Consider the following 25,718-nt stretch of genomic DNA (forward strand, 5'->3'; position numbering starts at 1 on the left):
TAAAGGGATTACTTCGCTTCCGACTTTCCGTCATAGCGAGACTGCCATTCCTTCAGGATTGCCGCGCGATTATTGGCGGCAAACTCAAAATCGTTTTCGATCATTGCATCCAGAAGACCGTCTGGGAAGTGCTCAACCGGCTTTGCAACACCCGGATAAGCCACGACGGCATAGCCGGTGTTGTACATCTCGTTGGCTTCCTTGGTGACCGTGAAGTCCACCAGCTTCTGCGCGGCCTCCAGATTTGCAGTGCCAGCAACAATTGCGGTGGCTTCCATGTCCCAGCCTACGCCTTCAGAAGGCACGATGATCTCAAGCGGCGCGCCGTCGGCTTTGGATTTTGCCCCGCGGAACGCGAAAGAGATGCCGATAGGGATCTCGCCTGCTGCCGCCAACTTGCAAGGTTTCGAACCTGAATGGGTGTACCGTGCAATGTTCTCGTGCAGCGCATCCATGTATTCCCAACCACCTTCTTCACCGAACATCTGCAACCAGCTGGACACATCAAGGAACCCCGTACCCGATGAATTCGGGTTGGGCATGATCACCTGATCTTTGTACATTGGGTCCGTGAGATCCTTCCAGGATGTCGGCGGGGTCAACCCGGCCTTCTCGGCCTCGACTGTATTGTAGCAGACGGAAGCAACCCAGGCGTCCATACCGACCCAGGCAGGGGGGTTGTCGCCATCAACAAATTTTTTGTCTAGCTTTTCCACACCAGCCGGCGCATAAGGCTCCAACATACCTTCTGATTTCAGCAGCAGCAGCGACGTGGCGGCCAGGCCCCAAACAACGTCTGCCTGCGGATTATCACGTTCTGCCAGCAATTTCGCCGTAATGATGCCGGTCGAGTCGCGAACCCAATTGATCTTGATATCAGGGTGACTTTGATTGAAAGTTTCGGCGTACCGGGCCAAGTCTTCCGCCTCGACTGCGGTATAAACTGTCAATTCAGTTTCCGATGCCGCAACCGTTGCCGTTAGCGCACCTATAGTCAGAGCCGCGAGAAATGATGTCGTGTGTTTCATTGTGATCCTCTGTTGGTAATTATGTTGTTTTCGCCATTCTTACGCGGCGTTCGAACTCGATTATTATGCACCGATTGTTTGACAGCAGTTTGACAGATAAAAACGCCAATAAAAATCGATTATATCTTCGATGTCATAAGCAATACCTATAGGTGGCATTGGCAAGGCCTCAGGCCGAACAGGGCGAATTCACGAACCTGGTTTTTTGCTTTTGTGCGATCTCATGGTCCATTATTCCGAACGCATCCCTATCGGCGAAACTTCCCCGTTTTCATCCATATCCAAGTGTACATGCAGCGTGCAGGCAACAATTGCGGCCAGCCGGTATGGTTTCGTACAGAGAATGGACAAACTGGACTGCCGCGAAGGCAATCTGAGGTCTGACATCCGGTTCGTCGGCTCTTCCGGATTACCAAATGCGAGTTAAAAACCGCTGCGTCCAGAGCGTTCGGCTTCTGTATCATTCAAGACATCTTTCAAGCTTTGTCTTTTCATTGAGGCTGGGACAAAAAGGGATACCCGGCTGGCTCAACAGGCTTGTTGGCGCCAAAACGGCGGGCAAAACCAACCACGTTTCCCCAAGGTCTTCGCGGCTTGGGCCGTCCGCCACCCAACCGAAACCGCCCTACCCCAGCAAATCATTGCGGAACTGGCTTATGACGATCAGCAGAACACTCAGGCATGTTTCAGGGTCTGAATTCCGCGAACTTTTCTTCGATGCCCCGAAGGACACTCAACGTGTCATTGCAAGGATTACTATTCCGATCGCGACGATGGTCGCTGCAAGAAGCCTGTTGGATTTTGGCCCCTCACCAAACCACATCACACCAATAAGCGACGCAAAGATAACTGAGCTTTCCCGGAGGGCGGATACCACGCCCAAGGGCGCAATGGTCTTGGCATAGAGTACCAACCCGTACGCCAGCCCAGAGATGACGCCGCCTGTCAGGCCCGCCCAGACATAGCGCTTGGGCAGTGCAACGAAACGCTGCCATCTGGTCGTGAAGATAAACCCGGCAACAATAATCTCGGCAACGAACAATGCTGCAATGTATCCCAACGTATTCCCGGAAAGCCGGATACCGATACCATCCACGATCGAATAGGACGCAATCATCAGACCCGCGCCAAACGCGGCCGCTACGGCGATCCAGTTTGTGTTTCTGCCCAGCCCGGCCAAGGACAGACACCCGATCCCAACCGAGATGCAGACAATACCGGCCCATGCGATCGGCGGCAGAAACTCACCCGCAAAAAAGATAGCACCCACCGTAACCAGGATTGGCGTCATCCCGCGAGAGATTGGGTACACTACCGACAGGTCACCGTGCTTATACGCGGTGTTGAGAAACCAATAGTAACCCCAGTGAATAAGGGTCGAACCGATGATGAAGGGGACAGCTGCCCAAACCGGCAACCCGACAAAAGGTAACGCAATCAACGCAGGCACGGCGTGGCCAAGCGACACCAGCCCCAAAACCACGGCTTTGTCGGGCGCACCTTTGACAACTGCATTCCAGAGCGCGTGCAACACGGCTGCGGTCAATACGATGAGAACTGCCTGTATTGTCATTGTGGCTCGACGATATGAGCAAGTTTTTTTTCTTTCATCACAGTTCGACTCTCAGATAGGCTAGCCCCAACGAAAGCTGATCCAACGGCAATCCATCCCAGCACAAAAGTGCTGATATCCGTGACATGCGCCGTGTCAGGTTCGATGACAGAACAGTGTTTCATCTGGATTTAGACCAGTCGTTTACCATCGGAACCTAGCCGTCCATCTTGGGTCGTTCGTTCCCGAAATCATATGGGCTTCTTAAATGGGCTGTTGCTGAAAATCTGGTTCCGGCAAGATCAATCTCGAAAACGCCGTTCCGGATATATTCCAATGTGATGCGTTCCGGCGCGTCAAGCTGGCATAAAGCTACCGCTGCCCCCAGCGTATGGCCATACGCCGCCGAACGAACTTCTCCGATTTCAACGCCGTTACACAGGACGGCCTCGCCGCCCCAAAGCTGCTGTGCGCCATCATCCAGCACCAGCTGAACAATGCGGGTTTTCAGGTGACTGGGGTCTTCTTTCGCAGCCAGCAGCGCCTCTCTCCCGATAAAGCCGCCCGGCTTTTCGAAATCGACCGCAAAACTCAGCCCCGCCTGCAACGGTGTGATACCGGGGGTCAATTCACGACTCCAGGCGCGGTATCCCTTTTCCAGCCGCAGCCCCTCCAGCGCATAATATCCGGCGTCGCGAATGCCGTACTCTGCTCCGGCGCACATCAGGTCTTCATAGACACCGATGGTGAATTCAACCGGAACCACCAGTTCCCAACCCAGTTCGCCTACATAGGTCATGCGATTTGCCAACACGGTGGCGTAACCCAGGTCAATCTCCTGTACCGCGGCAAATGGGAAACCGGCATTGGACAGGTCAGTTTTGGTCAGCTTGCGGAGCACGTCGCGAGACTTTGGCCCCATAACGGCCAGCACTGACCAGGCCGAAGTGACATCCGTCAGGAATGCGTGTGCATCCTCGACGAAATTCCTGCGTATCCAATCCGCATCATGCACAGCCTGTGCCGAGCCCGTGATCAGCATGAACTCCTGATCCTTCAGGCGCAGCACGGTCAGATCGGATTCATACCCGCCGCGCTCATTCAGCAGGCCAGTGTAGATTGTGTGACCCACCGGCACATCCACATTGGCCGCACAAATCCGGTTTAGCTGGGCACAGGCATCGCGACCTTGAACCAGGAGCTTGGCAAACGAGCTCTGGTCAAAGACCGAAACCCCCTCGCGGGTATTCTTATGCTCAGTGGCAACCGCGTCATGCCAGTTCTGACGGCCAAAACTGTAATGAATCTCGGGCGCCTCACCTTCAGGCGCAAAATAATTCACCCTCTCCCAGCCCATTTTCGATCCAAATACGGCATTCTTCGCAGCCAGACGGTCATAGAGGGCAGAACGTCGGAATGGACGCGCCGAATCCAGCTCTCGGTTCGGCCAGGGCATCGCGTAATGAAGTCCCAGAGTTTCCTTGACCCGGTCATGCAGCCAAGTGGGGTTGTTGTTGAAACTGGCAAACCGGCGGATATCAACGGCAAACAGGTCCGAGGTCGGAGCCCCCTCGACAATCCACTCTGCCAGAGCGCGCCCTGCCCCGCCGGCGCTGGCGATACCCATCGAGTTGAACCCGGCGCCGATGAAGAAGTTCTTCAGTTCAGGGGCCTCTCCAAGCAGATAGTTGTTGTCGGGCGTAAAGCTTTCGGGGCCGTTGTAGAATTTGCGCACGCCGGCTTCAGCCATCTGCGGCACCCGGACCAGTGCGTTTTTCAGAAGAATCTCGAACTGGTCCCAGTCATCGGGCAGCAACTGGAAGAAGAACTTGTCAGGTATTCCATCCATTGCCCAGGGCTTGGCCTCAGGTTCGAACCCGCCCAACACCAGGCCACCGGTTTCTTCCTTGAAATAGATGTAACCGTCTGGATCGCGGAGCACCGGCAGGTTAGGGGTCACACCCTCAACCTGCTCAGTCACGATATACATATGCTCGGCCGAATGCATGGGAACGTTGACGCCGCACATCTTGCCAAGTTGCCGTGCCCATTGGCCACCGCAATTGACTACGACCTCGGCCTTGATCGTGCCCTGATCAGTCACCACACCGCTTACCGCGCCATTCTCAGTCAGGATATCGGTGACCTTTATGCCCTCGATCACCTTTGCGCCGCACATCCGTGCGCCCTTGGCCAGCGATTGAGTCAGATCGGTCGGATTTGCCTTGCCGTCCCCGGGCATCCACAACCCGCCCTTGACATCATCCACCTGCATTACCGGCCACTTGTCCTGCGCTTCCTGTGCGCTGATGACCTGAACATCGACACCCTGCGCCCGCGCCGCCGCAGCCGTGCGCAGCAGCATGGTCATACGGTCATCTGTCCGTGCAACAGTAACCGAGCCGCACTCCATCCAGCCTGTCGCGAGCCCGGTCTCTGCCTCAAGCTGCGAATAGAGCTCGGTCGAATAGCGGATCAGGTTGGTCATCGCGGGTTGGCTGCGCAACTGACCAACCAAACCGGCCGCATGCCATGTGGTGCCACAGCTCAGCTGCCCCTGCTCCAGAAGCACCACGTCACGATGCCCCATCCTGGTCAGATGATAAGCAACCGAGCAGCCAATGATACCGCCTCCTACAATGACATATTGTGCGCTGTGCGGAAGTTTGGTGTCAGCCATCGGCTCGCTCCGTACTCAGGGATTCGGATTTGCTTCCACCCTATTTGTACTTTGCAAATTTTGGCAACTGCTTTCTTATTTTTGCGTTACGCTTTCACAATATCCACGGGTTGGTTTTGTAGCGCGCCAACTATGCTATTTGGCAACTCCTCATCCACCACCAGTGCTGCTTTCACCGGCAGCGGTTTCATCGCGATCGGACCAACCACGTCGAACTTGCTGCCATCCGCCAGAATCAGTGGCCGCTGCGCCCGTTCCATCATCATGTGACGCAGGTTGGCACCTTCTAACGAAAAGTCTGTAAACAATGCCCGAGAGCTCACACCGCCGACCCCTATCAGTGCATATTCCGCATTGTACCGCGACAGGTGGTCGAGCGTGTCCAAACCCAACGTAGCATTCTCTGAAAAATCCAGCCGCCCGCCCAGCAGCGTGACTTCGGTGGCCGCTGGCGCCAGCACAGAAGCAATCGTTAAGTCGTTGGTATATATAGTAAGATTCTCGCGCACAGTCGCCAAAGCCTGCGCCGCTGCCAGTGTCGTTGACCCATTGTCAACTATCACGCTGGCCCCGTCCGGGATTACGCTGGCCACATAGGCTCCAATCCGCTTCTTACCCTCCGGGTTGGTTTGGGACCGGTCGGCCATGGAAGGTTCCTGCCTGCGCACACTGGTCGCCCCGCCCCGCACCTGATGAAGCTTGTTCTCCTGAGCCAGCTGTTCAATATCTTTGCGCACGGTTTCCCGGGATACACCAAGCCGTTCAGTCAGAGATCGGATCGAGACCGCGGGTTGGCGCGAGACTTCTTCCAGAATAATGGCGTGGCGTTCGGGTGCTAGCATTGGCCGGCCCTATGGTTTGGCATTGCACGAATATGCCAAAACTTGCCAAAAGGGTCCAGCCTGAACACACAATCAGGCACGAGTTTTCATAGCCGCCGCGGTGACGCTCACTCGCAAATGGTCCAGCGCAGTTAAAAGCCCTGTAACCCTAAGTTACTTCGAAAACTGCCGGATTGACCCGGATCATCGGCGTCGAGGCACCCGCTCAACCGGCAGAACGAGGTCGGATCGGGGATGACAATGGTGGCGCGGATCAAAAAACGGCTGGACCTGCACCACGAGAGCTTGATCGCAGACACAGCGTAAGGAACTGGGCCATTTCCGGGCAAGGAGTGTTTACACCGCATAGGTGGGAAATGACGCGCACAACACGGCGACTGTAGCTTTACAGCGCAGGACTGTCGCGTCAGCATCACCTGCTGCCTCAGCTTCGATCAAGTCCGCAATCACATTGCCCAACTCTTCGAACTCGGCTTCCTTCATTCCGCGGGTCGTGGCTGCGCTCACGCCCAGACGCAACCCAACCCATTCTGTCGGACGTGTGCTGTCATTGGGGATCGCGTTTTTGTTTGCCGTGATATTGGTCATTTCCAGGACGACTTCAGCACGTTTGCCTGTGATACCCTTTGGTCTGAGATCCACGAGTACCAGGTGCGTGTCGGTGCCACCGGAAACAATACGCAAGCCCCGGGTCTGCAAGGTTTCTGCAAGTTTGGCGGCGTTGGCTTTAACCTGTGCTCCGTAATTCTTGAACTCGTCCGTAAGCGCTTCTGCGAGACAAACAGCTTTGGCTGCCAGTACCTGGCTGTGGATCGAGCCCTGAACGCCGGGGAAAACCGCAGACTGCAGCTTCTTGAACCAGTCCTCGTTGTTCGTGAGGATCAGTCCGCCACGCGGGCCTCGCAGTGTTTTTGTCGTGGTGCAAGTTACAATGTCAGCGTGTGGGAAAGGCGAGGGATGCGCGCCAGCGGCGACAAGCCCGGCAATATGAGCCATGTCCACGTGGAAATGTGCGCCCACCTTCTTCGCAATTTGCCCCATGCGCTCAAAGTCGATTTCACGCGGATAGGCAGAACCACCCGTTATCAACAGCTTAGGCTGGATTTCCTCAGCCAGTTTTTCCAGCGCATCACAGTCAATAACTTCAGAGTCGGCATCAACACCATAGTGATGCGATTCGAACCAGCGACCCGACAGGTTGGCTTTCAGGCCGTGACTCAGGTGACCGCCAGCTGCCAGATCCAGCGACAAGACCTTGTCGCCAGGCTTGAGTAGCAGAAAGAAAACAGCAAGGTTCGCCTGGCTGCCGGAATGGGGTTGAACGTTGGCATAGTCGCAACCGAACAATTCCTTGGCGCGGTCGATTGCCGCTTGCTCAACGACGTCGACGAACTGACCACCTCCGTGGAACCGGTTACCCGGATACCCCTCAAGCGTCTTGTTGGTCATCTCATGTCCGAGGACATCGAGCACTGCACGGCTGACGATGTTTTCGGACGCGATCAGCTCAATTTGATTCTGCTGACGCTTTTTCTCGTTTGCAAGAGCTTCTGCGACGACGGGATCGGTCGTCCCGACTGGATTTTCAAAGTGCCGCGACATCCGGGCTCCTCCGATGCGTTTTGGTTTAATCCAAAATCCAGAGTTTCACTGGCGGAAGCAAATCAGTATTGCTATTTATTTGCCGCAGAAAAACTAAGGCTCAAGTAGATGTCACTTTCTCCTCGTCGTCCAAAAGGTCCACATCTCAATGCCCTGCGAGCATTTGAGGCAGCAGCTCGGCTGGGAAGTTTTGCCGCTGCGGCAGACGAGCTATCCGTTACCGCGGGCGCGATAACCCAGCACGTCAAGACCCTGGAAGCTTGGGCGGGCACCCAACTTTTTGTCCGAAATGCCCGTGGGGTTGAGATGACGGCGCTCGCCGAAGAGCTTTTGCCCGGGTTTAGCCAGGCGTTTGACCAATTGGGAATGGCTGTGCAGGAACTCCGAAGCAAGGCCTTGCCTCGGAAGGTCAAAGTTGCTGCGTTGCCGTCGATCGCGCAGTTGTGGCTGGCCCCGCGGCTTGGGAAACTAAGGCGTATTGCCCCGGATTTGTCCGTGTCTGTTGTTGCACTCGAAACACCGCCAAACCTCGCGCGTGAACCTTTTGACATGACCCTGTTTTTTACTAGTGAGCTGATCGGAGCAAACGAAATCAGAATAGCGGAAGATGTGATTTTCCCAGTTTGCGCCCCCTCAGTTGCGGACAGATTGAATTCTGTTTCGGATCTTTCGAAGGAAACACTTCTCCATGACGGGTCGTGGGCAAATGATTGGGGCAATTGGTTGAACAGTCAGCCTGGTGGAGCAAACGTGCCGCAGACGGGAACTGTACACTCGCTATATTCTGTCGCACTGGAGGAGGCGCGTCATGGCGGCGGCGTGTTGATGGCGCACGAAATTCTGGTACAGAACTTGCTGGACTCTGGCGATCTGGTCCGCCCTTTTTCAACCTCGTTGAAGCTTCCGAGTGCAATGGTGGCGAAATTTACTCCATCGTTCAGCAGATCCCCCGCCTTCAACGAGTTACGATCATTTTTGCTGGCCGCGAACTGAAGAGCGGTTTCCGCAATACGGTTGCTACCGCCAATCAGACCCCGCTTCGCCTCACAAACTCAGTTGGTCGAAACGTCGCGGCAAATCCTGCGGGCACATGCATCAAATCCGTGAACCTTCACATACTTAAGTCGTGGTCGAGCCTCAGACTGGAAGGTTGAGAAACGCGGCCCGACATTGCAAGCTGCTGTCAAGACCCACGGTCCGGGACGGAGGAAGAATGTCAGACGCGCGCCCTTCGGCGGAATCCAATCCTGGTCTCGCGGTACGCGACCTGAGTTTTCACTATGGCGCCAAGACGGCTTTGGATGCTGTCTCTTTTGACGTGTCGGCGGGGACGTTCTGCGGTCTGCTTGGTCCGAATGGGGCTGGGAAATCGACACTGGTGTCGTTGCTCACGCGATTGCTTGTGGCGCCAGATGGTGAAATCACGGTCGCAGGCCATAATCTTCGCCAATCCCCGCGCAAGGCGCTGGCAAAGCTCGGCGTGGTCTTTCAGCAACCGACACTGGATCTGGGTTTGACGGTACGCCAGAACATGACCTATTTTGCCGCGCTGCATGGGCTACCTCGATCCGATGTCCCCGACCGTATCGACGCAGCGCTGGATCGGCTGAACATGCGGGAACGTGCCGGGGAACGTGTACGCGATCTTAATGGTGGTCATCGCCGTCGGATGGAGCTGGCTCGTGCCCTGCTGCACGAACCATCGGTGTTGCTGTTGGACGAGCCAACAGTTGGGCTTGATGCCGCGGCACGGCACGCGATAACCGACCATGTGCACGACCTGGCGGAACAGGGGTTGTGCATCTTGTGGGCCACGCACTTGACAGATGAAGTGCGCGACGACGACCAGTTGCTGGTTCTGCATCGCGGTCAGATTATTGCCAGTGGGCAGACAGGCAGCCTACGGGGGGATCAAACCCTGTCCGACTGGTTCCTGTCCCGAACCGAGGTTGCGACATGAGCGGGTTCCTGGGTGTCGCACGTGCCATCATCGGACGCGAGTTTCTGCGTTTCATCCATCAACGTGAACGATTTCTCGCAGCTCTGGTTCGGCCAATGGTCTGGCTTTTGATTTTCGCTGCAGGGTTTCGTGCCGCCCTGGGCCTGTCGATAATTCCACCCTATCAGACCTATATCACCTACGAGACCTATATCATCCCTGGCCTCTGTGCGATGGTTCTGTTGTTCAATGGGATGCAAAGCTCACTGAGCCTTGTCTATGACCGCGAGATGGGCTCGATGCGTCTGCTGCTGACCAGTTCGTTCCCGCGCTGGTGGTTGTTGTTCTGCCGCCTGCTGGGATCAACGGCGATATCCATCCTGCAGGTCTATACGTTTCTCGCATTGGCCGCTTTGTTCGGCATTGTCCTGCCGTTGCCCGGTTATGTCGCGGTTCTACCGGGATTGGTTCTGGGCGGTCTGATGCTGGGCGCGCTGGGGCTGGTGCTGTCCAGTTTCATCAGGCAACTAGAGAATTTCGCCGGCGTAATGAACTTTGTCATCTTCCCGATGTTCTTCTTGTCTTCCGCCCTCTATCCGCTGTGGAAAATGGCTGAAAGCTCGCCGTTGCTGCGTGATATCTGTGCGCTCAATCCTTTCACGCATGTGGTCGAGTTGATCCGGTTTCTGCTTTACTTGCAGATCAACTGGGGGGCCCTGCTGTGGGTTCTGGCATCAACTGCGATACTGAGCGCGATCGCCGTTTGGGGGTATGATCCGGCCCGGGGCCTGATGAGGCGGAAATCGTGACAGCCGCGCCACAAACCGCAAAGCGCAGTCTGCTTCTGAAAACCCGGCTGGGCCTTGGTGCCGTCGTGCTTGGATCAGGCACCTTGCTGGCGGCCGCAACCCTTTACTTCGGGATGCAGAACGTCGCCAGCCGTCTGGAAACCGCGCTGGCTTCGGAAACCCGTATGGCACGCTATGCGGCTCTGTCGACCCAGGCCGCCACCTTTCTTGTGATCGCAACCGAGTCGATACAAACCGGCCAAACAGTCGAGTCACGAATTGATCGCCTTTCCCCGATCCGAGACCAGATTGCGACAACGTTTCTGCAGCTTCGTTCTGATGTGGAAGACGCTGTTGCCGCGGTTCAGTCCCTGGGGCTGGACGAACAATCGCGTTACGGAACCCAATCCTTGGGTCTGGCCAGAATGGAGGCGCTTCTGGCCAGCACGCTGGAAGGGCTGGCCGACGCGGAGGCCGATCAGGCGCGGCTGCGTGCCCATGTCGACTCGTTTGCGTCGGCGTTTGATCCTCTGCTCAGTCAGGCGGTGAATACCGAGGTTCTGTTTCGAAATTCCGTATTGGCCGGGATCGAAAGGACCCGCCTGGTTCTGACTTGGGTGGCACTGACACTGGCATTATTCGCCTTGCTCAGCACGGCGTGGTTCTACTTTGGTCTGGTGCGGCCGCAGTTCTCTCGCCTGGATCGGCTGCGCAATGCGGCGGTTCAGGTCGGCCAATCCGAATTCGCAATTTCGCTGCCGCAAACCCGCAATGATGAGATCGGCCAGTTATATGGCGAGACCAACCGCATGGCGGCTGCATTGAGACAACGCCAGGCCGAGGTTGACGCAGAGTGGGCCCGGTTAAACGAGACCATTGCCCAGCGAACCCGGGAACTTAGCGCTGCAAACGAATCCCTGTCCAAGATTGACGAAAACCGGCGCCGCTTTTTTGCTGATGTCAGTCACGAACTGCGCACACCGCTGACGGTGATCATGATGGAAGCTCAGATTGGCCAGAGGGATGTCCAGACCGCGCCAGAGGTGTTGGCAACAATCGAAAACAGCGCCGCAAAACTGAACCAGAGCATCGATGATTTGCTACGCGTCGCCCGATCCGAAACCGGTGAGCTGGCTCTGGAACCAACTAACGTTGCACTATGCGATCTGATACAAACAATTGTCAGCGACATTCAGCCTGAAATCGACAGCGCCAACATGCAGCTCGAAACGGGCCGCTTCCCGGATTGTTCGTTGCACTGTGACCTGAATTGGATTCGTCAGGTCCTGCTTAGCCTGATACGCAATGCGATCCGACATGCGCGCGAAGGGAAGGCGTTGTTACTGTCCGGTAAAACAGTAGACAGCGGTGTTCAAATACAGCTAACGGATAACGGCCCCGGCATTCCCGATGGCGCCCAAACCCGGATCTTCGAGCGGTTTGTTCAGGGAGGGGCGGCAAACAGTCAGGGCTTCGGTGTCGGGCTGGCACTGGCCAGATGGGTTGTCGAGGCCCATGAAGGAACCATTTCGGTGGCAAGCCCGGTTCCTCGCAACAATGCTCTGGGATCAAATGCCGGTACAATTGTCTGCATTCGATTACCGCTGGCGAAGGCATAGAATAAATACATGGTCTCCAAGCTTCTGATCATAGATGACGACCCCAGAATCACGTCGGCCCTTGTCCGGGGCCTGACGCTGCACGGCTACTCAGCCGAGGCTGAAAACCGCGCCGACCAAGGGTTGGAACGGTTGAAAAGCGGTGCATTCTCAGGTGCGATTGTTGATGTGATGCTGGGAACGGATAGCGGTGTCGAACTGGTCCGAGCTGCGCGCCGTGCTGGGGTCGGAATCCCGATCCTGATGTTGTCGGCGCTATCGGATGTCGACCATCGCGCCGCAGGGCTGGAAGCCGGAGCCGATGACTATGTCGTAAAGCCGTTCAGCTTTGATGAACTTGTCGCCCGATTGCAAGTACAGGAACAGCGCGCACTCTCTCACCGCCCGGACCCCGCGCGGCTATCCACGCGGGACAGAACAATTTCAATCCGAGAGACAAGCATTGCACTCACCGAACGTGAATTCGATCTGCTCACGTTGCTCAACAGCCAGGCCGGATCGCCAATTTCCCGGGGAGAGCTGTTTGACACGCTTTGGTCGCAGGAAGGATCCAGCAACGAAAATGTGGTGGACGTCTATATTGGGTATCTGAGAAGAAAGCTAGCGTCAGACGATTTTGGGTTTGAAATCAAAACCATACGCAATCAAGGGTTTTGCCTTCAAGGTGTCGCTCCGTTATTGGATGACAGCTGAGTACCGACCAAAGTCTAATTCTTTCTTATGAATTAAGAGTCGCACCAACCGATAAGTCCTGCCACATTGGAAACCAGCACACCTTAGGAGGAGGACCCTGATATGGCTTGGAACAGACCTGTTATTCGCGAAATCGAATGCGGCATGGAAATCAACATGTACGGCCCCGATCATGACGATGAGCGCGGTGGCGGCCTGATCTGATCAGCCGCAAGCGCCAACAATAGATGACGTTGCGCGCAATAATACTTGGGGCCGCTGCTGGAGGCGGCCTTCCGCAATGGAATTGCGGATGTGAAAACTGCAATCTGGCTCGAAGCGGAGTTATTCCCGCGCAGACGCAGTCATCACTCGCCGTGTCCCCCGATGGTCAGAACTGGGCCATCCTGAACGCATCTCCGGATATTCGAACACAGCTCGGCAATACGCCTCTCCTGTATCCGACTGGGTTGCGAGAGATGCCGATTAATTCAGTGCTGGTTACAAACGGTGATATTGACCATGTGGCTGGCTTGCTCACGTTGCGCGAGATGCAGCCATTTACGCTGTTTGCGACTCATAGCATTCAGGATGTTCTAGCGCAGAATCCGATATTCGACGCCTTGAACGCCTCGGTCGTGAAACGCGCGTCGATCTCGTTGAATGAGACATTCGAGCTGGTTTCAGGCTTGGAGGCAACTTTGTTCCCTGTGCCCGGCAAAGTGCCTCTTTATCTTGAAAGGGAACACGTCGAAACCGAGCTGGTTGGCGAACAAACTGTCGGGGTGGCACTAAGCACACAAGGGAAGACGGCGTATTATATACCGGGCTGTGCCGCATTGACGCCCGAGTTGCGCGCTCGGCTTGACGAGGCCGATCTTTTGTTTTTCGACGGCACGCTTTGGCACGACACAGAAATGGTGCAGGCCGGGCTGGGTCAGAAAACGGGCAAGCGCATGGGCCATATGTCGATGGACGGCCCAGATGGATCGATCGCCGGTTTCGCTGATATGAAAATCGGCCGGAAAGTGTTTATCCACATGAACAACACCAATCCGGTTCTGCGCCCCGACAGCACTGAGAACGCTCAGGCACGGGCCAAAGGCTGGACGATAGGCCAAGATGGCATGGAGATAACACTATGACCCAAAGCCGCAAAGAGTTCGAGGCCCGGCTTCGTCAGATCGGAGCCGAGCGTTACCATGACCTGCATCCTTTTCATCATCGCCTGCACGGTGGTCAATGCACGCCTGACGAAGTGCGGGCCTGGGTGATCAACCGCTACTATTATCAGCATTCCATCCCGATGAAGGACGCCGCCTTCATGTCGCGTGTAGATGATCCCGCGCTGCGCCGAGCGTGGCGGTCGCGGATCGAAGATCATGACGGCACGGAAGACAACGAAGGTGGTATCCGGCGCTGGTTGCGACTGGCCGAAGCGGTTGGTCTGGATCCGGAATATGTCGCCTCATGTGACGGCGTATTGCCTGCCACCAAATTTGCGGTGGACGCTTACGTGCGATACGTCCGTGAAAAGTCGTTGCTGGAAGCGGTTGCGGCCTCACTCACTGAACTATTTGCTCCCAAGATTCACGCCAACAGGATCGAAGGCCTGCTTCAGCATTACGATTTTGCGGATGACAGCTCACTTGCCTATTTTCGCAACCGCCTGAAAGAAGCCCCCAAGGATGTGGCCTTTGGCCTGGCATGGGTATTGGATCATGCCGACACTGCAGAAAAACAGGAAGCGGCAGCCAAAGCACTGATATTCAAGACCGATGTCCTCTGGTCGCAGCTGGATGCCTTGTGGGGCGCTTATGTCGAACCTGCCCGAATTCCTCCCGGGGCATGGAAGCCGGACACCGGTTTACGGATGCGGCAGGCATCGTGATGTTGGCGCAGGAGGTCCCCTTGCTTCCGCGTGGTGTCCGCATCCAGTACGATTCTGTGCGGGAACAATGGGTTCTGCTGGCACCTGAACGGGCCGTGACGTTGGATCAGATCGGACATGCGATTCTGAGCGAAGTAGACGGCCAACGCAGCTTTGGTCAGATCACCGCAAGCCTGTCAAAGAAGTACAACGCCCCGGAAGAACAGATTGTCGAAGACAGCTCGGGGTTTCTGGATGCCCTTCGGGTGCGTCGTTTTCTGGATGTCATTTGATGCAGGTAAAAACCCCTCCCCCAATTGCCATGCTGGCCGAGCTGACGCATCGATGCCCATTGTCCTGCCCCTATTGCTCCAACCCAGTCGAAATGGCCAAACTCGACAGCGAAATGGATACCGAAACCTGGGCACGTGTTTTCAGAGAAGCGGCGGCGCTTGGCGTCTTGCAATTGCATCTGTCAGGTGGAGAACCCGCATCCCGCCGAGACTTGGTTGCGCTGGTCAACGCCGCGCGTGAGGCTGGACTATATACCAACCTGATCACTTCGGCGATCGGACTGTACGAGCGACGCCTGCATGAGCTGGACGAAGTCGGCCTGGACCACATCCAGCTTTCTCTTCAGGGCACTGACGCCGCGATGGCCGACAAGGTAGGCGGCTACCGAGGTGGGTTTGACCGCAAAATGAAAACGGTCGAATGGATCAAAAAAATCGGTTTTCCGCTGACCCTGAACTTCGTGCTGCACCGTCACAATGCCCACCAACTGCCGCGGGCGCTGGTACTGGCGCGCGAAATGGGAGCGCGACGGATCGAAGTTGCAACCGTACAATTCCACGGCTGGGCCTTGAAGAACAGGGACGCCTTGATGCCGACGCGGGAACAGGCGCAACAGGTGACGAGACAGGTGGCCGAGGCCAGGAAGGACCTCAAGGGACAACTGGTCATCGATTATGTCCCGGCGGACTATCATGATGACTATCCCAAGCGATGTATGGGCGGTTGGGGCACAACCGGGCTGAACGTGGCGCCAGACGGTCAGGTTCTGCCTTGCCATGCGGCACAGTCCATCCCGCATCTGACATTTGACAGGGTGCAGGACAAACCGCTTGCGGATATCTGGTACAGTGGCAGCGCGTTCAATGCTTATCGCGGAACGGAATGGATGTCGGACCCGTGCAAAACCTGCGAACGCAAAACCATTGATTTTGGCGGCTGCCGCTGTCAGGCCATGGCCGTTGTCGGAGACGCAAGCGCCACCGATCCCGTTTGCATCAAATCACCCCTTCATCAGACCCTGCAAAACCAGGCAAATGAACATGCCGCAAAAGCGGATGCGCCTTTCATCTATCGTACCGCACCCGGTGCCGCGACGAAGTCTGCGAATGACCCCTAACCCAGAACGGCCCCGTCTGGCCCGGATTTCAGGTTTAGGATCCGGTCGGAAAGCCGATTTGCTTCTGGTCTGGAATGCGTCACGAACAGGGTCGCCGGTCGGTGCCGCATGATGAGGTCCTCGGTCAGGGTCAGCATCGTCTCGGCTGTTTCAGAATCCAGAGACACAAAGGGCTCGTCCATAATCAGAAACTCAGGCTGCCCGGCAAATGCGCGAGCCAAAGAAAGCCGGCGCTGTTGACCCAGTGACAACTGGCCGGGAAACAAATCCCCCTTTCCTTCCAAACCCACGTCAGTCAGCGCGGCGTCGGCCTCAGCCTGCGACAGGTCGCCATGAATCAGAGTCAGATTATCGATAGCCGAACGCCATGGCAGCAAAGTGGGTTCCTGAAATACAATAGCCAGTCGATCCGGCCGAACGATATGGCCTTCAAAGTTCGGGTCAATGCCTGCCACCAATCTCAGCAGCGTCGTCTTTCCAATGCCCGAGGGCCCGGTCAGAGCGACTGTTTCCCCGGCAGCGATTTCAAAGGCAATGGGGCCCAGAACGGCATCGTTTTCAAAGTGCTTTTTGTGGATGTCAATTTGGATCATGCAGTTCTCCACCGTCGAGCATTACGCTCCAAAGGCTGTAGAACCAACCACTCAACGACCAGCATGACCGCAATGAACGAGAATGCGTAAACCAGCACCATAGCCACATCAAACAGCTGAAAATACAAGTGGATTTGGAACCCGACACCGGATGATCGCCCAAGAAATTCGACCACAAGCACGATTTTCCAGATCAGAGAAAGCCCAGACCGTGCGGCAGCGGCGATAAACGGGGCAAGCTGCGGCAGGATCACATGACGCAGTCGCGTTTGCCACGGCATCCGGTAGACCTGTGCCATCGCATCCAGATCTGGGCTTAGGGCCCTGCCGCCCTCTCGGAGGATCGTTGCGACATTGGGAATTTTGTTCAGCGTAACTGCGGTGATCGCCGCAGCTTCGGTCAGCCCGATCCAGAGATAACACAGCACGATCAGAACCAACGCGGGCAGGTTCAGGAAGATAACCAGCCATGGATCGAGCCAGCGGTTCAGCGCATCCGACCGCCCCATGGCCAGGCCAATGATCGTTCCCAAGGTCATCGCCAACACGAAGGCCCAGATCACGCGTAACAGAGTCGCGCCAAGGCTGCGTAGCAATTCGCCTGACGCAAGTTCTTGCTGAAACCGGGGAATCAGATCCCAAGGTTGCGGCAGAATCTGAGGATCAGCGGTCAGAGACGCTGAAACAATCCACAACGCGACAAGGCCTGCGATAGACATAAGCGGCGTAAGGCGCGCGTTTTGCATCTGATCCTATTCCACGTCAGCAAAAAGACCCTGTGGCACAGTCGTCGCAGCGCCCACCAGTTCAGCCCCGCCTAATTCGGCCATAAGTTCCAGCATCTTGTTGGCCGCAACCTCGTCAACCGGGCGGCGATCGGGAATACCGGCGATCCAATCGAACTTGAGTTGTTCAAACTGTGCATCGGACGTGACGTTCATGCGCGGTCTGATCGCCTCCCACGCCTCAGGCGAATTGGCCAGCAGGTCCTTGGCATCGCGGCTGGCGGCAAACAGGCTTTGCGCAAGGTCGGGGTGTTCGTTCAGAAAACTCTCTTTCAGGTAATAACCCAGCAGGGGTGTATTTGTGTCGAGCCCCAAAGCCTGCCCAGCACCCTCAACCGAGATCAGCTCTTTCATGCCGGACGCTTTCATCTTGGCCAGAAAATGCCAAAAATTGATCGCGCCGGCATAGTCTCCGTTCAAAGCAGATTTGAAGATCAGAGGGGGCGCACCGAACACCTGCTCGGTGTCGGCTTTCAGGTCCATCCCATATTCCCGTGCTGCATAGGCGCGCAAAATCAGCCAGGATTTATCCAGCGGGCCACCCGCGATGCCGATCTTGCCACCGGCCAGATCCCTCAAACTGGTCGCAGGGCTGTCAGCGGGTACAACCACGCCACCAACTGCTTTGGAATAGGGAATGAAAACATAGCCCTTGCCCGCAGCCCTTTGTCGAGCAACCCAGATCCAATCGGCAACGGCTAGATCGGCTTCGCCGCCTTCGACCGCAATGCGCGTTGCGCCATTGTCGGCAAAAGGTTGAACATCAAGGATAAAGCCATGTTTCCGATCCAGACCGTTCTGGCGAATGGTCTCCAGTTCCCAATTCACCGTACCTATCTTGAGTACGGCCGCCCGAATGGTCGGCAGGGTCTCAGCGGCCAGAGCCCCCGAAATGAGTGCAAGTGCAAGGCAGGCGGCAAATAGTTTGGTCATGGCTCAATCCTGTTTATTCGCTATTCCGCTTTTCGGCTGACTTCATTCAAATCCTTGTCCAGCTTGATATCGAACTGGTTGCCACCCTTACAAATGACGTCATCCAGATCATACCCATCGTCTTCTACCTCGATGTCATCCGGGTCCATCTGGCATTCGATAGAGGCAAGATAGGCCTCAATCCTTTCCACTGTTTCGGTATCAACTTCGTCGGCGGAAGCCGGCGCCGCCAAAAGTCCGGTGATTATAAAAATTCCAATATTTTTCATGTACCTATCCCTTCTCTATTGAATACTAACAGTGATGCGTTGCGTTTCACCCGTGGACCCGGGGATGCGAATTTCATGACTGCCGGGTTTGATTGCGATAAACGACAATTCAGCCACGCCAGCCTTGTCAAACTCGATGCTATCTACCGCCATCGGACGAATTTCGATCTTGTTAATCACGATTTCGTTCATCCAGATCGCGCGAAAGAACGATGGCCCCTCGATGGCCAGTTCCGCTGAACCGTCAGCGGTGATCTCAAGCTTGTAATACGCGCCGGATTGCAGAACCACGTCTTCACCCAGCGGCTGCCCTGAGGCGAGTGTCAGCTTTATGGTTTCTCCCCGGTTGCATTTCGCCAGAAGTCCGGCGAATCCCAGATCGTCACACAGTGGCGCCGCCGATACTGGTCCACCCAACGCTGCAATCATCACTGCGATCACTAATTTCTTCATTCCCGTCCCTCCCAGAACTTCAGTCAATGGTCACCACGCCCCAGGGCTGTTGACCGACCTGTACTGATTTGATGGCTTTCTCTGCAGCCACATCAATGATTGTTATGTCGTTTGAATTACCATTTGTGGTCAGCAGATATTTTTCGTCCGGCGTAAAATCGAGCTGCCAGACCCGTTGCCCAACCAGGATATAGTCCAGAACTTCAAGGCTTTGCGCGTCAACAACGGCGACCCGGTTTGCGGGCCCCAAAGCAACGAACAGACGTTTGCCGTCCGAAGTCACCTTGGCACCGACGGGTTGCAACCACTCCGGTTGCACGCCCGCCACTTCGAAGCTGATTTTGCCAACAACCGTCGGCGTTCCGTCTTCTGCAATGTCCATTACCGTGACGGTTCCGCCTATTTCCGATGTCACGAACAGGCGTTTTCCATCCGCCGTATACTGGGCATAGCGTGGGCGCTGGTCGACCAAGACATTATGCTTGATGGAATAATCCTCGGTGGAAATGAAATGCGCCATATTGGTGGTCTCGGACGTGTTGACCACAAATTTGGCGTCGGGGCTCATTCCCATGCCTTCGGGCTCGACACCTACCGGAATCTCGGCCAGAACGGTGCGGGTTTCGGTGTCTGTAACCGTCACCAGATTGTCGTCTTCATTGGCGATATAGAGCCGCTTACCCGAGGGTTCGAGAATGAAGAGCTCGGGATCCGGGCCAGAAGGCAAGCTGGGCAATTCCTCATAAGTCGAAGTATCAAACACCCGAATAATATTGTCGTCAGACGCACATACATACAGTTTGCTGCCATCCGGGCTGACAGTGATGCCGCGTGGGCGGTTGCCGCCCGGAAATTCGGTGATCACGTCCCAGGTTTCGGTATCAACTACGGTAATGGTGTTGCCCCGCTCATTCGAGACAAAAGCCTTGCCCGCCAGCGCCGGACCCGAGGCAAGCGCAGCAAAGGCAACGGTCAGAAATAGTCGTTTCATCAAAACCTCCGGTTACTCAAAAGCGTGACAGCTGGATTCCGCCCGATCCAATCCCATTGAATCAAGCGGCGAGACCTGGTGCAGAAATCCCTCCTGCGGGCTGACACTGACAGTGATTGACCCGTCATACAGAAGGATCGGCTGGCGTAGCTGCCCGTTCCAGTCACGGAACGTCACTTTCTGTCCTTTGAAAGCCGCAAGTTCGAACTGGTCCGAAAGGGCATAATCACGCACACCTTCCGGTTCGGCTGTGCTGGCACGAGTCACGGCCTCACCGATAACCCGTAAAGCAAGCCACGTATTGTAATCTTCCGGGCGCACGTATCGACCCGTCATTTCCTCGAAACGGGTGTGGAACTGCGTCGCGCCCCAAGCTTCATGGGCTCCATGAAACGTCGTCGGGCGCAGACCGCCGGAACCCATCACAGGACGCGGAGTCCAAAGGTGATAAGACAGATAGCGCGCAAAATAGTCGGTTTCGTCAGCAGCGATCACAACATCGTGGTCTCGTACATCCTGTGTGTCCAGTGGCAATTGTCGCTGAACTATGACATGACCGGAATCCGTTCGGCGAGATCCCCCGGTATCCGCAAAGGTCCGATCTTCGGCGATCTTCGCGCCAAACTTGTTCGCCGCGCGGCGATACGCGTCGGCGAGCTTGACATCCTCGGGGTTGGATCCGGCCAACAGAAACCAGTCGCCCCATTTCTTCCAGACGGCAAACTGTGCAACAGCATCGGCTTTCATGCCACGGGACGGTGCGATATGAAGCAGGTTGCCCCGGCAGTTTGCGTCGCGCAAGTCGATATCAGGCGCAGACACGTTGAAAACAAGCGCCCCGGACTCTGCCGCCTTGTCCGTCAGGCGCAGTATGTCAGGGGCTTTGGCCAAAAGGACGATCAGGCGTACGCCGCCGGCAAGGATCCGGTCCATTGCGGCGTCAGCCTCTTCCGGCGGAACGGCAATGGTGACGGTCTCATAGGTATGTCCCAGAAATCCGCCCGTAGTTCCGTTATCCTCATCCCCAAGCGCCGCACCAGCAAACCCCAGATCGTCAGGTTTCAGATCATATCGCGAGATAGGCAGAAGCGATGGATAGTCGATCCGCAGCACCCCAGCCTTTACATCGAGCGCCGCCGCGGTCATCGCGGATGCATACCAAAGAAGCGCCGCAAGCAGCGACAGCAGGCGAATACTCAAGATGTCCTCCCGTTGCCTGAATGTCAGAGTTCAGGTTGAACCAACCGGGGCATAGCGCCCCGAAAAACGGAACCGATACTTTTGGCCGTGTTGTAAAACAAAGCCTAACAGCTTCATCATTGAGCTCGATTCTTATTTTATAAGAATGCGCGTATACGGTTGATCTTGCTATGGTTTCCCGCGGCTTCCCTCGATTTCTCAGGGGGTGTCACGGGTGACCGGTAACGTGCGCTCGCGCGTCAGTTCTGACAGGAGGCACGCTGCGACGGAGCCGCGCGTGTAAACGCTCAGCGCATTCAGGGAGGACATGGAATGAATCGACGACTTCTTCTTGCTGCAACCGCCGCTCTGCTGGTTCCGGGTCAGGTTTGGGCCCATGGGCCTACCAGGCAGAAAGTCACGCTATCTGCCGAGGTCGCAGCCTCACCAGAGGAAGTCTGGGCCGTTGTCGGGAACTTTGATGACATGTCTTGGCATCCGGCTGTGTTTGCGACCGAAGGCAACGGCGGCAACGCGATTGATGCGACCCGATTGCTGACACTTGGTCAGGAAGGCGGGCCAACGATCAATGAAATCCTTTACAAGTACAGCGAAGACAAAATGAGCTACTCCTACCGGATCATCGAGGTCGCGGTAGAGGTACTGCCTGTCACCAACTACTCGTCGCATCTGACGGTAAAACCGCGCGACGGAGGTGGTTCGATCATCGAATGGCGCGGGGCTTTCTATCGCGGGTATCCAAACAACGATCCTCCGGCCGAGTTGAATGACGAAGCCGCCGTTGCCGCCGTAACCGGCGTCTATCAGGCAGGTCTCGACGCGCTGATCGAGCGGTTTGGTGCGGCAAGTTAACCACCCGCTGGTGTTGTTCTTGGCGCTCTCTGGCAGCCCGACACTGGCAGAGACAGCGTTTATCACCTGTCAAAACGGTGAGGAACTAAGTCGGATAGATCTTGCACAAATGCAGGAAACAGCCCGTTGGCCATTACCCGGAAAGCCTGCGGGTGTGGCGGTTGGTTTGGATGAAACGCTGTTCACCGTGTCCCCGAACAGCAAAACAGTGAGGCGTTTGTCTGCTGAGACCGGTGAAGCGATAGCGCAAGTCACTCTTGAAGGGGGGCCAATCGGAATCGCTTTGGATCAAGAACGCGGACGGGTTTTTGTCTCGGATTGGTACAACGCCCGTCTTTGGGTTCTGGACAGCAAAACTCTGAAGGTGCAAACCGAGTTACCCACCGGAGCCGCCCCGGCGGGTATCGCGATATCGAAAGACGGGCGTTTTCTGGCGTCGGCCGACAAGGACGCGGATCAAGTGTCGGTATTTGATGCCGACACTCTTCAGCTACTGCACCGCAGCCCGGTTGGAACGCGCCCCTTCGGACTGCGTTTTGCCCCCGATGGGCGTCTGTTCGTCGGCAATGTCGGCAGCAACGATGTCAGCCTGGTCGATGCTGAAACCGGCGCCGTCACCGCAACGATCCCAGTTGGTGAACGCCCATATGGCATCGCCTTCGCCCATGGTCGCGTGTTCGTCACGAACCAATATGCCAATACCCTCAGCGTCATGTCTCTTGAGACGCTCGAACATGAGGCTGTGATTGATGTTGGAGAATATCCCGAAGGCATTGATACGACGGCAGGCGAAGATCTGGTGGTCATTGCAAACTGGTTCGACAACACCGTCAGCATCGTGGACCCGCGGGCACTGTCGGTGGTAGAAACAATAGAAACCTGTGATGGACCACGTGCCTTTGGCAGGTTCCTGCAAGGAGGACAACAATGAAAGCATCTCATCTGATTGCGGCCGTGTTCAGTGTGTTGGCGGCCCCGGTTTGGGCATCCAACCAGGCATGGGAAAATGTCCGAGCTCTGCTTTATGGCGACAGACCGATGCAGAACGGAGATGCGTTGATCGCGATTGATGCACCTTATCGCACACCCGATGACGCGCGGGCTCAACTGGCGGCTCAGGTCGTAGCCCCTCGGGGGGCGAAAGTGGCCAAGGTGACTTTGGTGTTGGATGAAAACCCGATGCCGGTTTCCGCCGTGTTCGAGTTGGAAGAGCCACTGCCGAGCTTCTACTTCGATGTGACCATGCGTGTGAACGGTCCGACCCCGATGCACGTCGTCGCCGAGACCACCGATGGACGCCTGTGGGTGTCAGAAACTTTCGTCAAGACCTCTGGTGTTGGCGCTTGCGCGGCGCCTCCTGGGACTGACCCGGAACTGGCCTTGGCTAACCTTGGAACGATGGAGGCCGAACTGGTCGGCCGTGTGCCTGCGCTGAACACGCTGAAGCGGCTGTCCAAACTGGGTGCGGATCGCGCCAACAAGATGGATCTCAGCATTGATCACCCGTCGCATTCCGGAATGCAGATGGATCAGATTTCTTTGCTTTTCATACCGATGCGATATGTTGAAACCGTGGATATCGATCTTGATGGTGCCGGGTATATCCAGATGACGGGGTCGATTTCACTGTCCGAAAATCCGAGGGTTGGCATATCTGTTCCAAGCAGGGCGCAAGCGGTCGATGTGACCATGACGGATACTGACGGTACGGTCAGTCATTTGCACAAGAAACTGGCGGGCTTCTAGATCAACCGCCTCCGGTAACGGGTTGGCCCGGGGCCGGCTCGACCCGATCCAGCGGATAGCCCCACAATGCCCAGCCGTCGGTACCCTCTGGAAGCCAGTAGACCTTTGCGTATCCCCATTCGATTGCGCGTCGGGCGGCATTCCAGCTCATCCAGCAATCTTCCAGGCAAAAGAACACGACACCTTGGTTGATATCGCCATTGGTGCTGGCCTCTAAACCGGATCGAAAATAGTCTGCAGTGACCTCTGCGATTGCTCCGTAGCCGACATTGGGTAACCAGATTGCTCCTGGAATACTGTCGCGCGGCTTGTCCCGCCAGATCGTGCCTTCAGGCAAATTGGCTGGTTTGGGCGGCTGCGGCAAAACGTCGATGAACGCAACGCTCTGATCCAGCCACAGGCCGTGCGCCTCTTCCGGACCGATGGTTGTTCCACCGGTTATCTGATCCGGCACCGGTGCGCGGTAGTGATCCATGCGGTAGTCACTTGGCTCGGGAACTGTCTGCGCTGTTGCCGCAGTCGAGATTAGCGCAATTGCTACCGTGGCCCGCATCATTGAGACAGGTCCAATACCTCGGTCCCAAGATCATTCACAAGTGGAACGCCTGCCTCGGCCAATACTGAATTGATCTCATCCTGATTACGGCGGATCAGCGAGTTCAACTGCCGCTGCCAAACCTTCTCACCCTGACGCACGCCCATGGTGATGCGGTAAAACAGACGCGGCGGCAGCTCTTCTTTGACCAGCGGGATCACCTTGAAATCAGGGTAGTCTGCCTTGACCAAAGGCCCGCCCAGTGGACCCCAAAGAATGGCCACATCAATCTCACCCGATTGCAGATCATCCAGCATGTCGATGGCTGGGCTTTCCACACGTCGGTCAACAAAGAGGTTATAAGGCTTGGCCTGTCCGATCAGTCCGTTCCGCGCCATATGCGCCGCAGGCGGTGTGCCGGCAATAATGCCGATCCGTCGCCCCTTGAGCATCGGATCGTTCAACGTGTCGACCTGAGCCAGGTCGCCATCCTTTGGTACAATTAAGGTATAAGCAGACGTGTAGTAGTGGTTGGTGTTTTGCACCAACTCATGACCTTGCGCATAGCCGATCACCACATCGCAACGCTTTGCGGCAAGCGTGTTCCGTATGAAGCCCGTCGCCTGAGGAAACCAAACATATTGCACGGGCAGTTCAAGCTTTGCCGCAATCAATTCCGCCAGCTTGTTTTCATATCCCGTTCCATCCTCGGATGACACTGGATAATTGGCAGGATCCGCGCACACGCGAAAAGCTGTTTTTGAAACCAGATCAGAGGTCTGCGCCTGCACCGGCAGCGTCAGACCGAGCCAGACGCTAAGTCCGCAAATAGCAAGGCAGGCCTTAGCCCATACACGCATCTTCATCCTCGCGGATCACGTCAGATTTAGCCTCTTTCTTGGGCGGCCGTCCACGCGGGATCGCACCCGACCCATGAGCCTTCAAGTATACATAGATGTCATCCAGAAAGCACATCACATTCGGGTTGTCGCCAAATCCCGGCATTACCGAGTTTTCAGCGGCGTTCACCACCTGGCGGCCATTTGTGACGATATCAACGAAGTCGTAATAATCCATTTCCAGCGCTGACTCTTTCAAAGCCGGCGCATAGGTCGAACCCTCGCCATCCGGACCATGACAAACATGGCATTCCGCGTGATACCGCCGGAAACCTGAAAATGTCATCCAGTCCACGGTTCCATCCTCGGCCACGTTGAAAGTCGGGATATCGTCTTCGGTGTAATACCGTCCATCCTCGGTGTATGCGGCAGTCAGGTTGTCCGCTGCCACGGCACAAGGAAGGCATGACATGAGTGAAAGTGCCAAAAGACGTGTAACGTGGTTCATGGATATCTCAT

28 protein-coding genes are annotated in these 25,718 nt (G+C 56.0%); 13 read left to right on the forward strand and 15 right to left on the reverse strand.

Annotated elements, in window-relative coordinates:
• Positions 1–8 precede the first annotated feature (8 nt).
• The 5 genes from AC2FEB_RS01790 to AC2FEB_RS01810 all read right to left on the reverse strand — a co-directional run bounded on the left by AC2FEB_RS01790 (position 9) and on the right by AC2FEB_RS01810 (position 7,704).
• Positions 9–1,028, reverse strand: coding sequence for a putative 2-aminoethylphosphonate ABC transporter substrate-binding protein (locus tag AC2FEB_RS01790; protein WP_117873032.1), 1,020 nt, complete (start codon positions 1,026–1,028; stop codon positions 9–11).
• A gap of 733 nt (positions 1,029–1,761) precedes the next feature.
• A complete protein-coding gene (locus AC2FEB_RS01795) occupies positions 1,762–2,601 on the reverse strand; it encodes an EamA family transporter (RefSeq protein ID WP_496670331.1) in 840 nt (279 codons plus the stop codon).
• 196 nt (positions 2,602–2,797) lie between these two features.
• A complete protein-coding gene (locus AC2FEB_RS01800; RefSeq protein WP_496670328.1) occupies positions 2,798–5,260 on the reverse strand; it encodes a GcvT family protein in 2,463 nt (820 codons plus the stop codon).
• A gap of 86 nt (positions 5,261–5,346) precedes the next feature.
• Positions 5,347–6,102 carry a DeoR/GlpR family DNA-binding transcription regulator gene (locus AC2FEB_RS01805; RefSeq protein ID WP_496670326.1) on the reverse strand — a complete coding sequence of 252 codons (756 nt, stop codon included), beginning with the start codon at positions 6,100–6,102 and terminating at the stop codon, positions 5,347–5,349.
• Between the two features lie 336 nt (positions 6,103–6,438).
• Positions 6,439–7,704, reverse strand: a complete 1,266-nt coding sequence (locus AC2FEB_RS01810; protein WP_496670323.1) for a 2-methylserine hydroxymethyltransferase — start codon at positions 7,702–7,704, stop codon at positions 6,439–6,441.
• A gap of 108 nt (positions 7,705–7,812) precedes the next feature.
• On the opposite strand from AC2FEB_RS01810, the gene AC2FEB_RS01815 reads away from it, so the two are divergent.
• From AC2FEB_RS01815 to pqqE, 10 genes are all read left to right on the forward strand, one after another.
• Positions 7,813–8,697, forward strand: coding sequence for a LysR family transcriptional regulator (locus tag AC2FEB_RS01815; protein ID WP_496670321.1), 885 nt, complete (start codon positions 7,813–7,815; stop codon positions 8,695–8,697).
• A gap of 220 nt (positions 8,698–8,917) precedes the next feature.
• Positions 8,918–9,664, forward strand: a complete 747-nt coding sequence (locus AC2FEB_RS01820) for an ABC transporter ATP-binding protein (RefSeq protein WP_496670319.1) — start codon at positions 8,918–8,920, stop codon at positions 9,662–9,664.
• Positions 9,661–10,452, forward strand: coding sequence for an ABC transporter permease (locus AC2FEB_RS01825; RefSeq protein WP_496670316.1), 792 nt, complete (start codon positions 9,661–9,663; stop codon positions 10,450–10,452). Before AC2FEB_RS01820 ends, AC2FEB_RS01825 begins: the two co-directional genes overlap by 4 nt.
• A complete protein-coding gene (locus AC2FEB_RS01830) occupies positions 10,449–12,050 on the forward strand; it encodes a sensor histidine kinase (protein ID WP_117873024.1) in 1,602 nt (533 codons plus the stop codon). Before AC2FEB_RS01825 ends, AC2FEB_RS01830 begins: the two co-directional genes overlap by 4 nt.
• A gap of 9 nt (positions 12,051–12,059) precedes the next feature.
• Complete coding sequence (locus tag AC2FEB_RS01835) at positions 12,060–12,743, forward strand: response regulator transcription factor (RefSeq protein WP_496670314.1); 684 nt, start codon at positions 12,060–12,062, stop codon at positions 12,741–12,743.
• A gap of 102 nt (positions 12,744–12,845) precedes the next feature.
• Positions 12,846–12,947, forward strand: a complete 102-nt coding sequence (gene pqqA, locus AC2FEB_RS01840; RefSeq protein ID WP_117873022.1) for a pyrroloquinoline quinone precursor peptide PqqA — start codon at positions 12,846–12,848, stop codon at positions 12,945–12,947.
• Between the two features lie 23 nt (positions 12,948–12,970).
• Positions 12,971–13,867, forward strand: coding sequence for a pyrroloquinoline quinone biosynthesis protein PqqB (pqqB, locus tag AC2FEB_RS01845; protein WP_496670311.1), 897 nt, complete (start codon positions 12,971–12,973; stop codon positions 13,865–13,867).
• Positions 13,864–14,613 (forward strand): pyrroloquinoline-quinone synthase PqqC, encoded by a 750-nt coding sequence (pqqC, locus tag AC2FEB_RS01850; protein WP_496670309.1) that lies wholly within the window; start codon positions 13,864–13,866, stop codon positions 14,611–14,613. The genes pqqB and pqqC overlap by 4 nt, the downstream gene beginning before the upstream one ends.
• A complete protein-coding gene (gene pqqD, locus AC2FEB_RS01855) occupies positions 14,613–14,885 on the forward strand; it encodes a pyrroloquinoline quinone biosynthesis peptide chaperone PqqD (protein ID WP_371415326.1) in 273 nt (90 codons plus the stop codon). The genes pqqC and pqqD overlap by 1 nt, the downstream gene beginning before the upstream one ends.
• Positions 14,885–16,003 carry a pyrroloquinoline quinone biosynthesis protein PqqE gene (pqqE, locus tag AC2FEB_RS01860; RefSeq protein WP_496670307.1) on the forward strand — a complete coding sequence of 373 codons (1,119 nt, stop codon included), beginning with the start codon at positions 14,885–14,887 and terminating at the stop codon, positions 16,001–16,003. Before pqqD ends, pqqE begins: the two co-directional genes overlap by 1 nt.
• Here pqqE and AC2FEB_RS01865 read toward each other — a convergent pair.
• Genes AC2FEB_RS01865 through AC2FEB_RS01895 form a run of 7 tightly spaced genes read right to left on the reverse strand, consistent with a single transcriptional unit; the run spans position 16,000 to position 21,173 of the window.
• Positions 16,000–16,596 carry an ABC transporter ATP-binding protein gene (locus AC2FEB_RS01865; RefSeq protein WP_496670305.1) on the reverse strand — a complete coding sequence of 199 codons (597 nt, stop codon included), beginning with the start codon at positions 16,594–16,596 and terminating at the stop codon, positions 16,000–16,002. The genes pqqE and AC2FEB_RS01865 overlap by 4 nt on opposite strands.
• Positions 16,593–17,342, reverse strand: coding sequence for an ABC transporter permease (locus AC2FEB_RS01870; protein ID WP_496670302.1), 750 nt, complete (start codon positions 17,340–17,342; stop codon positions 16,593–16,595). Before AC2FEB_RS01870 ends, AC2FEB_RS01865 begins: the two co-directional genes overlap by 4 nt.
• A gap of 6 nt (positions 17,343–17,348) precedes the next feature.
• Complete coding sequence (locus AC2FEB_RS01875) at positions 17,349–18,314, reverse strand: ABC transporter substrate-binding protein (protein WP_496670300.1); 966 nt, start codon at positions 18,312–18,314, stop codon at positions 17,349–17,351.
• 20 nt (positions 18,315–18,334) lie between these two features.
• A complete protein-coding gene (locus AC2FEB_RS01880) occupies positions 18,335–18,583 on the reverse strand; it encodes a PepSY domain-containing protein (protein ID WP_117873014.1) in 249 nt (82 codons plus the stop codon).
• A 15-nt stretch (positions 18,584–18,598) separates the two neighbouring features.
• The gene (locus AC2FEB_RS01885; protein WP_117873013.1) at positions 18,599–19,036 is read right to left on the reverse strand and encodes a cupredoxin domain-containing protein; all 438 of its coding nucleotides are present in this window, start codon (positions 19,034–19,036) and stop codon (positions 18,599–18,601) included.
• A gap of 19 nt (positions 19,037–19,055) precedes the next feature.
• Positions 19,056–20,027 carry a YVTN family beta-propeller repeat protein gene (locus AC2FEB_RS01890; RefSeq protein WP_496670297.1) on the reverse strand — a complete coding sequence of 324 codons (972 nt, stop codon included), beginning with the start codon at positions 20,025–20,027 and terminating at the stop codon, positions 19,056–19,058.
• A gap of 12 nt (positions 20,028–20,039) precedes the next feature.
• Positions 20,040–21,173: an ABC transporter substrate-binding protein gene (locus AC2FEB_RS01895; protein ID WP_496670963.1), complete on the reverse strand. Its 1,134-nt coding sequence runs from the start codon at positions 21,171–21,173 to the stop codon at positions 20,040–20,042.
• Between the two features lie 366 nt (positions 21,174–21,539).
• Between AC2FEB_RS01895 and AC2FEB_RS01900 the strand changes: the two genes are divergently transcribed.
• Genes AC2FEB_RS01900 through AC2FEB_RS01910 form a run of 3 tightly spaced genes read left to right on the forward strand, consistent with a single transcriptional unit; the run spans position 21,540 to position 23,825 of the window.
• Positions 21,540–22,079 carry an SRPBCC family protein gene (locus AC2FEB_RS01900; RefSeq protein ID WP_496670296.1) on the forward strand — a complete coding sequence of 180 codons (540 nt, stop codon included), beginning with the start codon at positions 21,540–21,542 and terminating at the stop codon, positions 22,077–22,079.
• Entirely contained in the window at positions 22,066–23,010 is a 945-nt protein-coding gene (locus AC2FEB_RS01905) for a YncE family protein (protein WP_496670295.1), read from the forward strand. The genes AC2FEB_RS01900 and AC2FEB_RS01905 overlap by 14 nt, the downstream gene beginning before the upstream one ends.
• Positions 23,007–23,825 (forward strand): quinoprotein dehydrogenase-associated SoxYZ-like carrier, encoded by an 819-nt coding sequence (locus AC2FEB_RS01910; protein WP_496670294.1) that lies wholly within the window; start codon positions 23,007–23,009, stop codon positions 23,823–23,825. The genes AC2FEB_RS01905 and AC2FEB_RS01910 overlap by 4 nt, the downstream gene beginning before the upstream one ends.
• Before the next feature lies 1 nt (position 23,826).
• Here AC2FEB_RS01910 and AC2FEB_RS01915 read toward each other — a convergent pair whose 3' ends face one another.
• Genes AC2FEB_RS01915 through AC2FEB_RS01925 form a run of 3 tightly spaced genes read right to left on the reverse strand, consistent with a single transcriptional unit; the run spans position 23,827 to position 25,707 of the window.
• Positions 23,827–24,378: a PQQ-dependent catabolism-associated CXXCW motif protein gene (locus tag AC2FEB_RS01915; protein WP_496670961.1), complete on the reverse strand. Its 552-nt coding sequence runs from the start codon at positions 24,376–24,378 to the stop codon at positions 23,827–23,829.
• Positions 24,378–25,220, reverse strand: a complete 843-nt coding sequence (locus AC2FEB_RS01920; protein ID WP_496670292.1) for a substrate-binding domain-containing protein — start codon at positions 25,218–25,220, stop codon at positions 24,378–24,380. Before AC2FEB_RS01920 ends, AC2FEB_RS01915 begins: the two co-directional genes overlap by 1 nt.
• Positions 25,204–25,707, reverse strand: a complete 504-nt coding sequence (locus AC2FEB_RS01925; RefSeq protein WP_117873006.1) for a c-type cytochrome, methanol metabolism-related — start codon at positions 25,705–25,707, stop codon at positions 25,204–25,206. Before AC2FEB_RS01925 ends, AC2FEB_RS01920 begins: the two co-directional genes overlap by 17 nt.
• Positions 25,708–25,718 lie beyond the last annotated feature (11 nt).

Source organism: Ruegeria sp. YTSC106, from assembly GCF_059609765.1.

What these genes read in the sequence shown, in the direction of transcription:
- AC2FEB_RS01870 (WP_496670302.1), bottom strand. Translation starts at nt 17,342, where the DNA reads ATGCAAAACGCGCGCCTTACGCCGCTTATGTCTATCGCAGGCCTTGTC.
- AC2FEB_RS01875 (WP_496670300.1), bottom strand. Translation starts at nt 18,314, where the DNA reads ATGACCAAACTATTTGCCGCCTGCCTTGCACTTGCACTCATTTCGGGG.
- AC2FEB_RS01880 (WP_117873014.1), bottom strand. Translation starts at nt 18,583, where the DNA reads ATGAAAAATATTGGAATTTTTATAATCACCGGACTTTTGGCGGCGCCG.
- pqqA (WP_117873022.1), top strand. Translation starts at nt 12,846, where the DNA reads ATGGCTTGGAACAGACCTGTTATTCGCGAAATCGAATGCGGCATGGAA.
- AC2FEB_RS01915 (WP_496670961.1), bottom strand. Translation starts at nt 24,378, where the DNA reads ATGCGGGCCACGGTAGCAATTGCGCTAATCTCGACTGCGGCAACAGCG.
- AC2FEB_RS01820 (WP_496670319.1), top strand. Translation starts at nt 8,918, where the DNA reads ATGTCAGACGCGCGCCCTTCGGCGGAATCCAATCCTGGTCTCGCGGTA.
- AC2FEB_RS01910 (WP_496670294.1), top strand. Translation starts at nt 23,007, where the DNA reads ATGAAAGCATCTCATCTGATTGCGGCCGTGTTCAGTGTGTTGGCGGCC.
- AC2FEB_RS01890 (WP_496670297.1), bottom strand. Translation starts at nt 20,027, where the DNA reads ATGAAACGACTATTTCTGACCGTTGCCTTTGCTGCGCTTGCCTCGGGT.
- AC2FEB_RS01815 (WP_496670321.1), top strand. Translation starts at nt 7,813, where the DNA reads ATGTCACTTTCTCCTCGTCGTCCAAAAGGTCCACATCTCAATGCCCTG.
- pqqE (WP_496670307.1), top strand. Translation starts at nt 14,885, where the DNA reads ATGCAGGTAAAAACCCCTCCCCCAATTGCCATGCTGGCCGAGCTGACG.
- AC2FEB_RS01825 (WP_496670316.1), top strand. Translation starts at nt 9,661, where the DNA reads ATGAGCGGGTTCCTGGGTGTCGCACGTGCCATCATCGGACGCGAGTTT.
- AC2FEB_RS01865 (WP_496670305.1), bottom strand. Translation starts at nt 16,596, where the DNA reads ATGATCCAAATTGACATCCACAAAAAGCACTTTGAAAACGATGCCGTT.
- AC2FEB_RS01810 (WP_496670323.1), bottom strand. Translation starts at nt 7,704, where the DNA reads ATGTCGCGGCACTTTGAAAATCCAGTCGGGACGACCGATCCCGTCGTC.
- AC2FEB_RS01925 (WP_117873006.1), bottom strand. Translation starts at nt 25,707, where the DNA reads ATGAACCACGTTACACGTCTTTTGGCACTTTCACTCATGTCATGCCTT.
- AC2FEB_RS01795 (WP_496670331.1), bottom strand. Translation starts at nt 2,601, where the DNA reads ATGACAATACAGGCAGTTCTCATCGTATTGACCGCAGCCGTGTTGCAC.
- AC2FEB_RS01835 (WP_496670314.1), top strand. Translation starts at nt 12,060, where the DNA reads ATGGTCTCCAAGCTTCTGATCATAGATGACGACCCCAGAATCACGTCG.
- AC2FEB_RS01800 (WP_496670328.1), bottom strand. Translation starts at nt 5,260, where the DNA reads ATGGCTGACACCAAACTTCCGCACAGCGCACAATATGTCATTGTAGGA.
- AC2FEB_RS01885 (WP_117873013.1), bottom strand. Translation starts at nt 19,036, where the DNA reads ATGAAGAAATTAGTGATCGCAGTGATGATTGCAGCGTTGGGTGGACCA.
- pqqC (WP_496670309.1), top strand. Translation starts at nt 13,864, where the DNA reads ATGACCCAAAGCCGCAAAGAGTTCGAGGCCCGGCTTCGTCAGATCGGA.
- AC2FEB_RS01895 (WP_496670963.1), bottom strand. Translation starts at nt 21,173, where the DNA reads ATGACCGCGGCGGCGCTCGATGTAAAGGCTGGGGTGCTGCGGATCGAC.
- AC2FEB_RS01805 (WP_496670326.1), bottom strand. Translation starts at nt 6,102, where the DNA reads ATGCTAGCACCCGAACGCCACGCCATTATTCTGGAAGAAGTCTCGCGC.
- AC2FEB_RS01790 (WP_117873032.1), bottom strand. Translation starts at nt 1,028, where the DNA reads ATGAAACACACGACATCATTTCTCGCGGCTCTGACTATAGGTGCGCTA.
- pqqD (WP_371415326.1), top strand. Translation starts at nt 14,613, where the DNA reads ATGTTGGCGCAGGAGGTCCCCTTGCTTCCGCGTGGTGTCCGCATCCAG.
- AC2FEB_RS01920 (WP_496670292.1), bottom strand. Translation starts at nt 25,220, where the DNA reads ATGCGTGTATGGGCTAAGGCCTGCCTTGCTATTTGCGGACTTAGCGTC.
- pqqB (WP_496670311.1), top strand. Translation starts at nt 12,971, where the DNA reads ATGACGTTGCGCGCAATAATACTTGGGGCCGCTGCTGGAGGCGGCCTT.
- AC2FEB_RS01900 (WP_496670296.1), top strand. Translation starts at nt 21,540, where the DNA reads ATGAATCGACGACTTCTTCTTGCTGCAACCGCCGCTCTGCTGGTTCCG.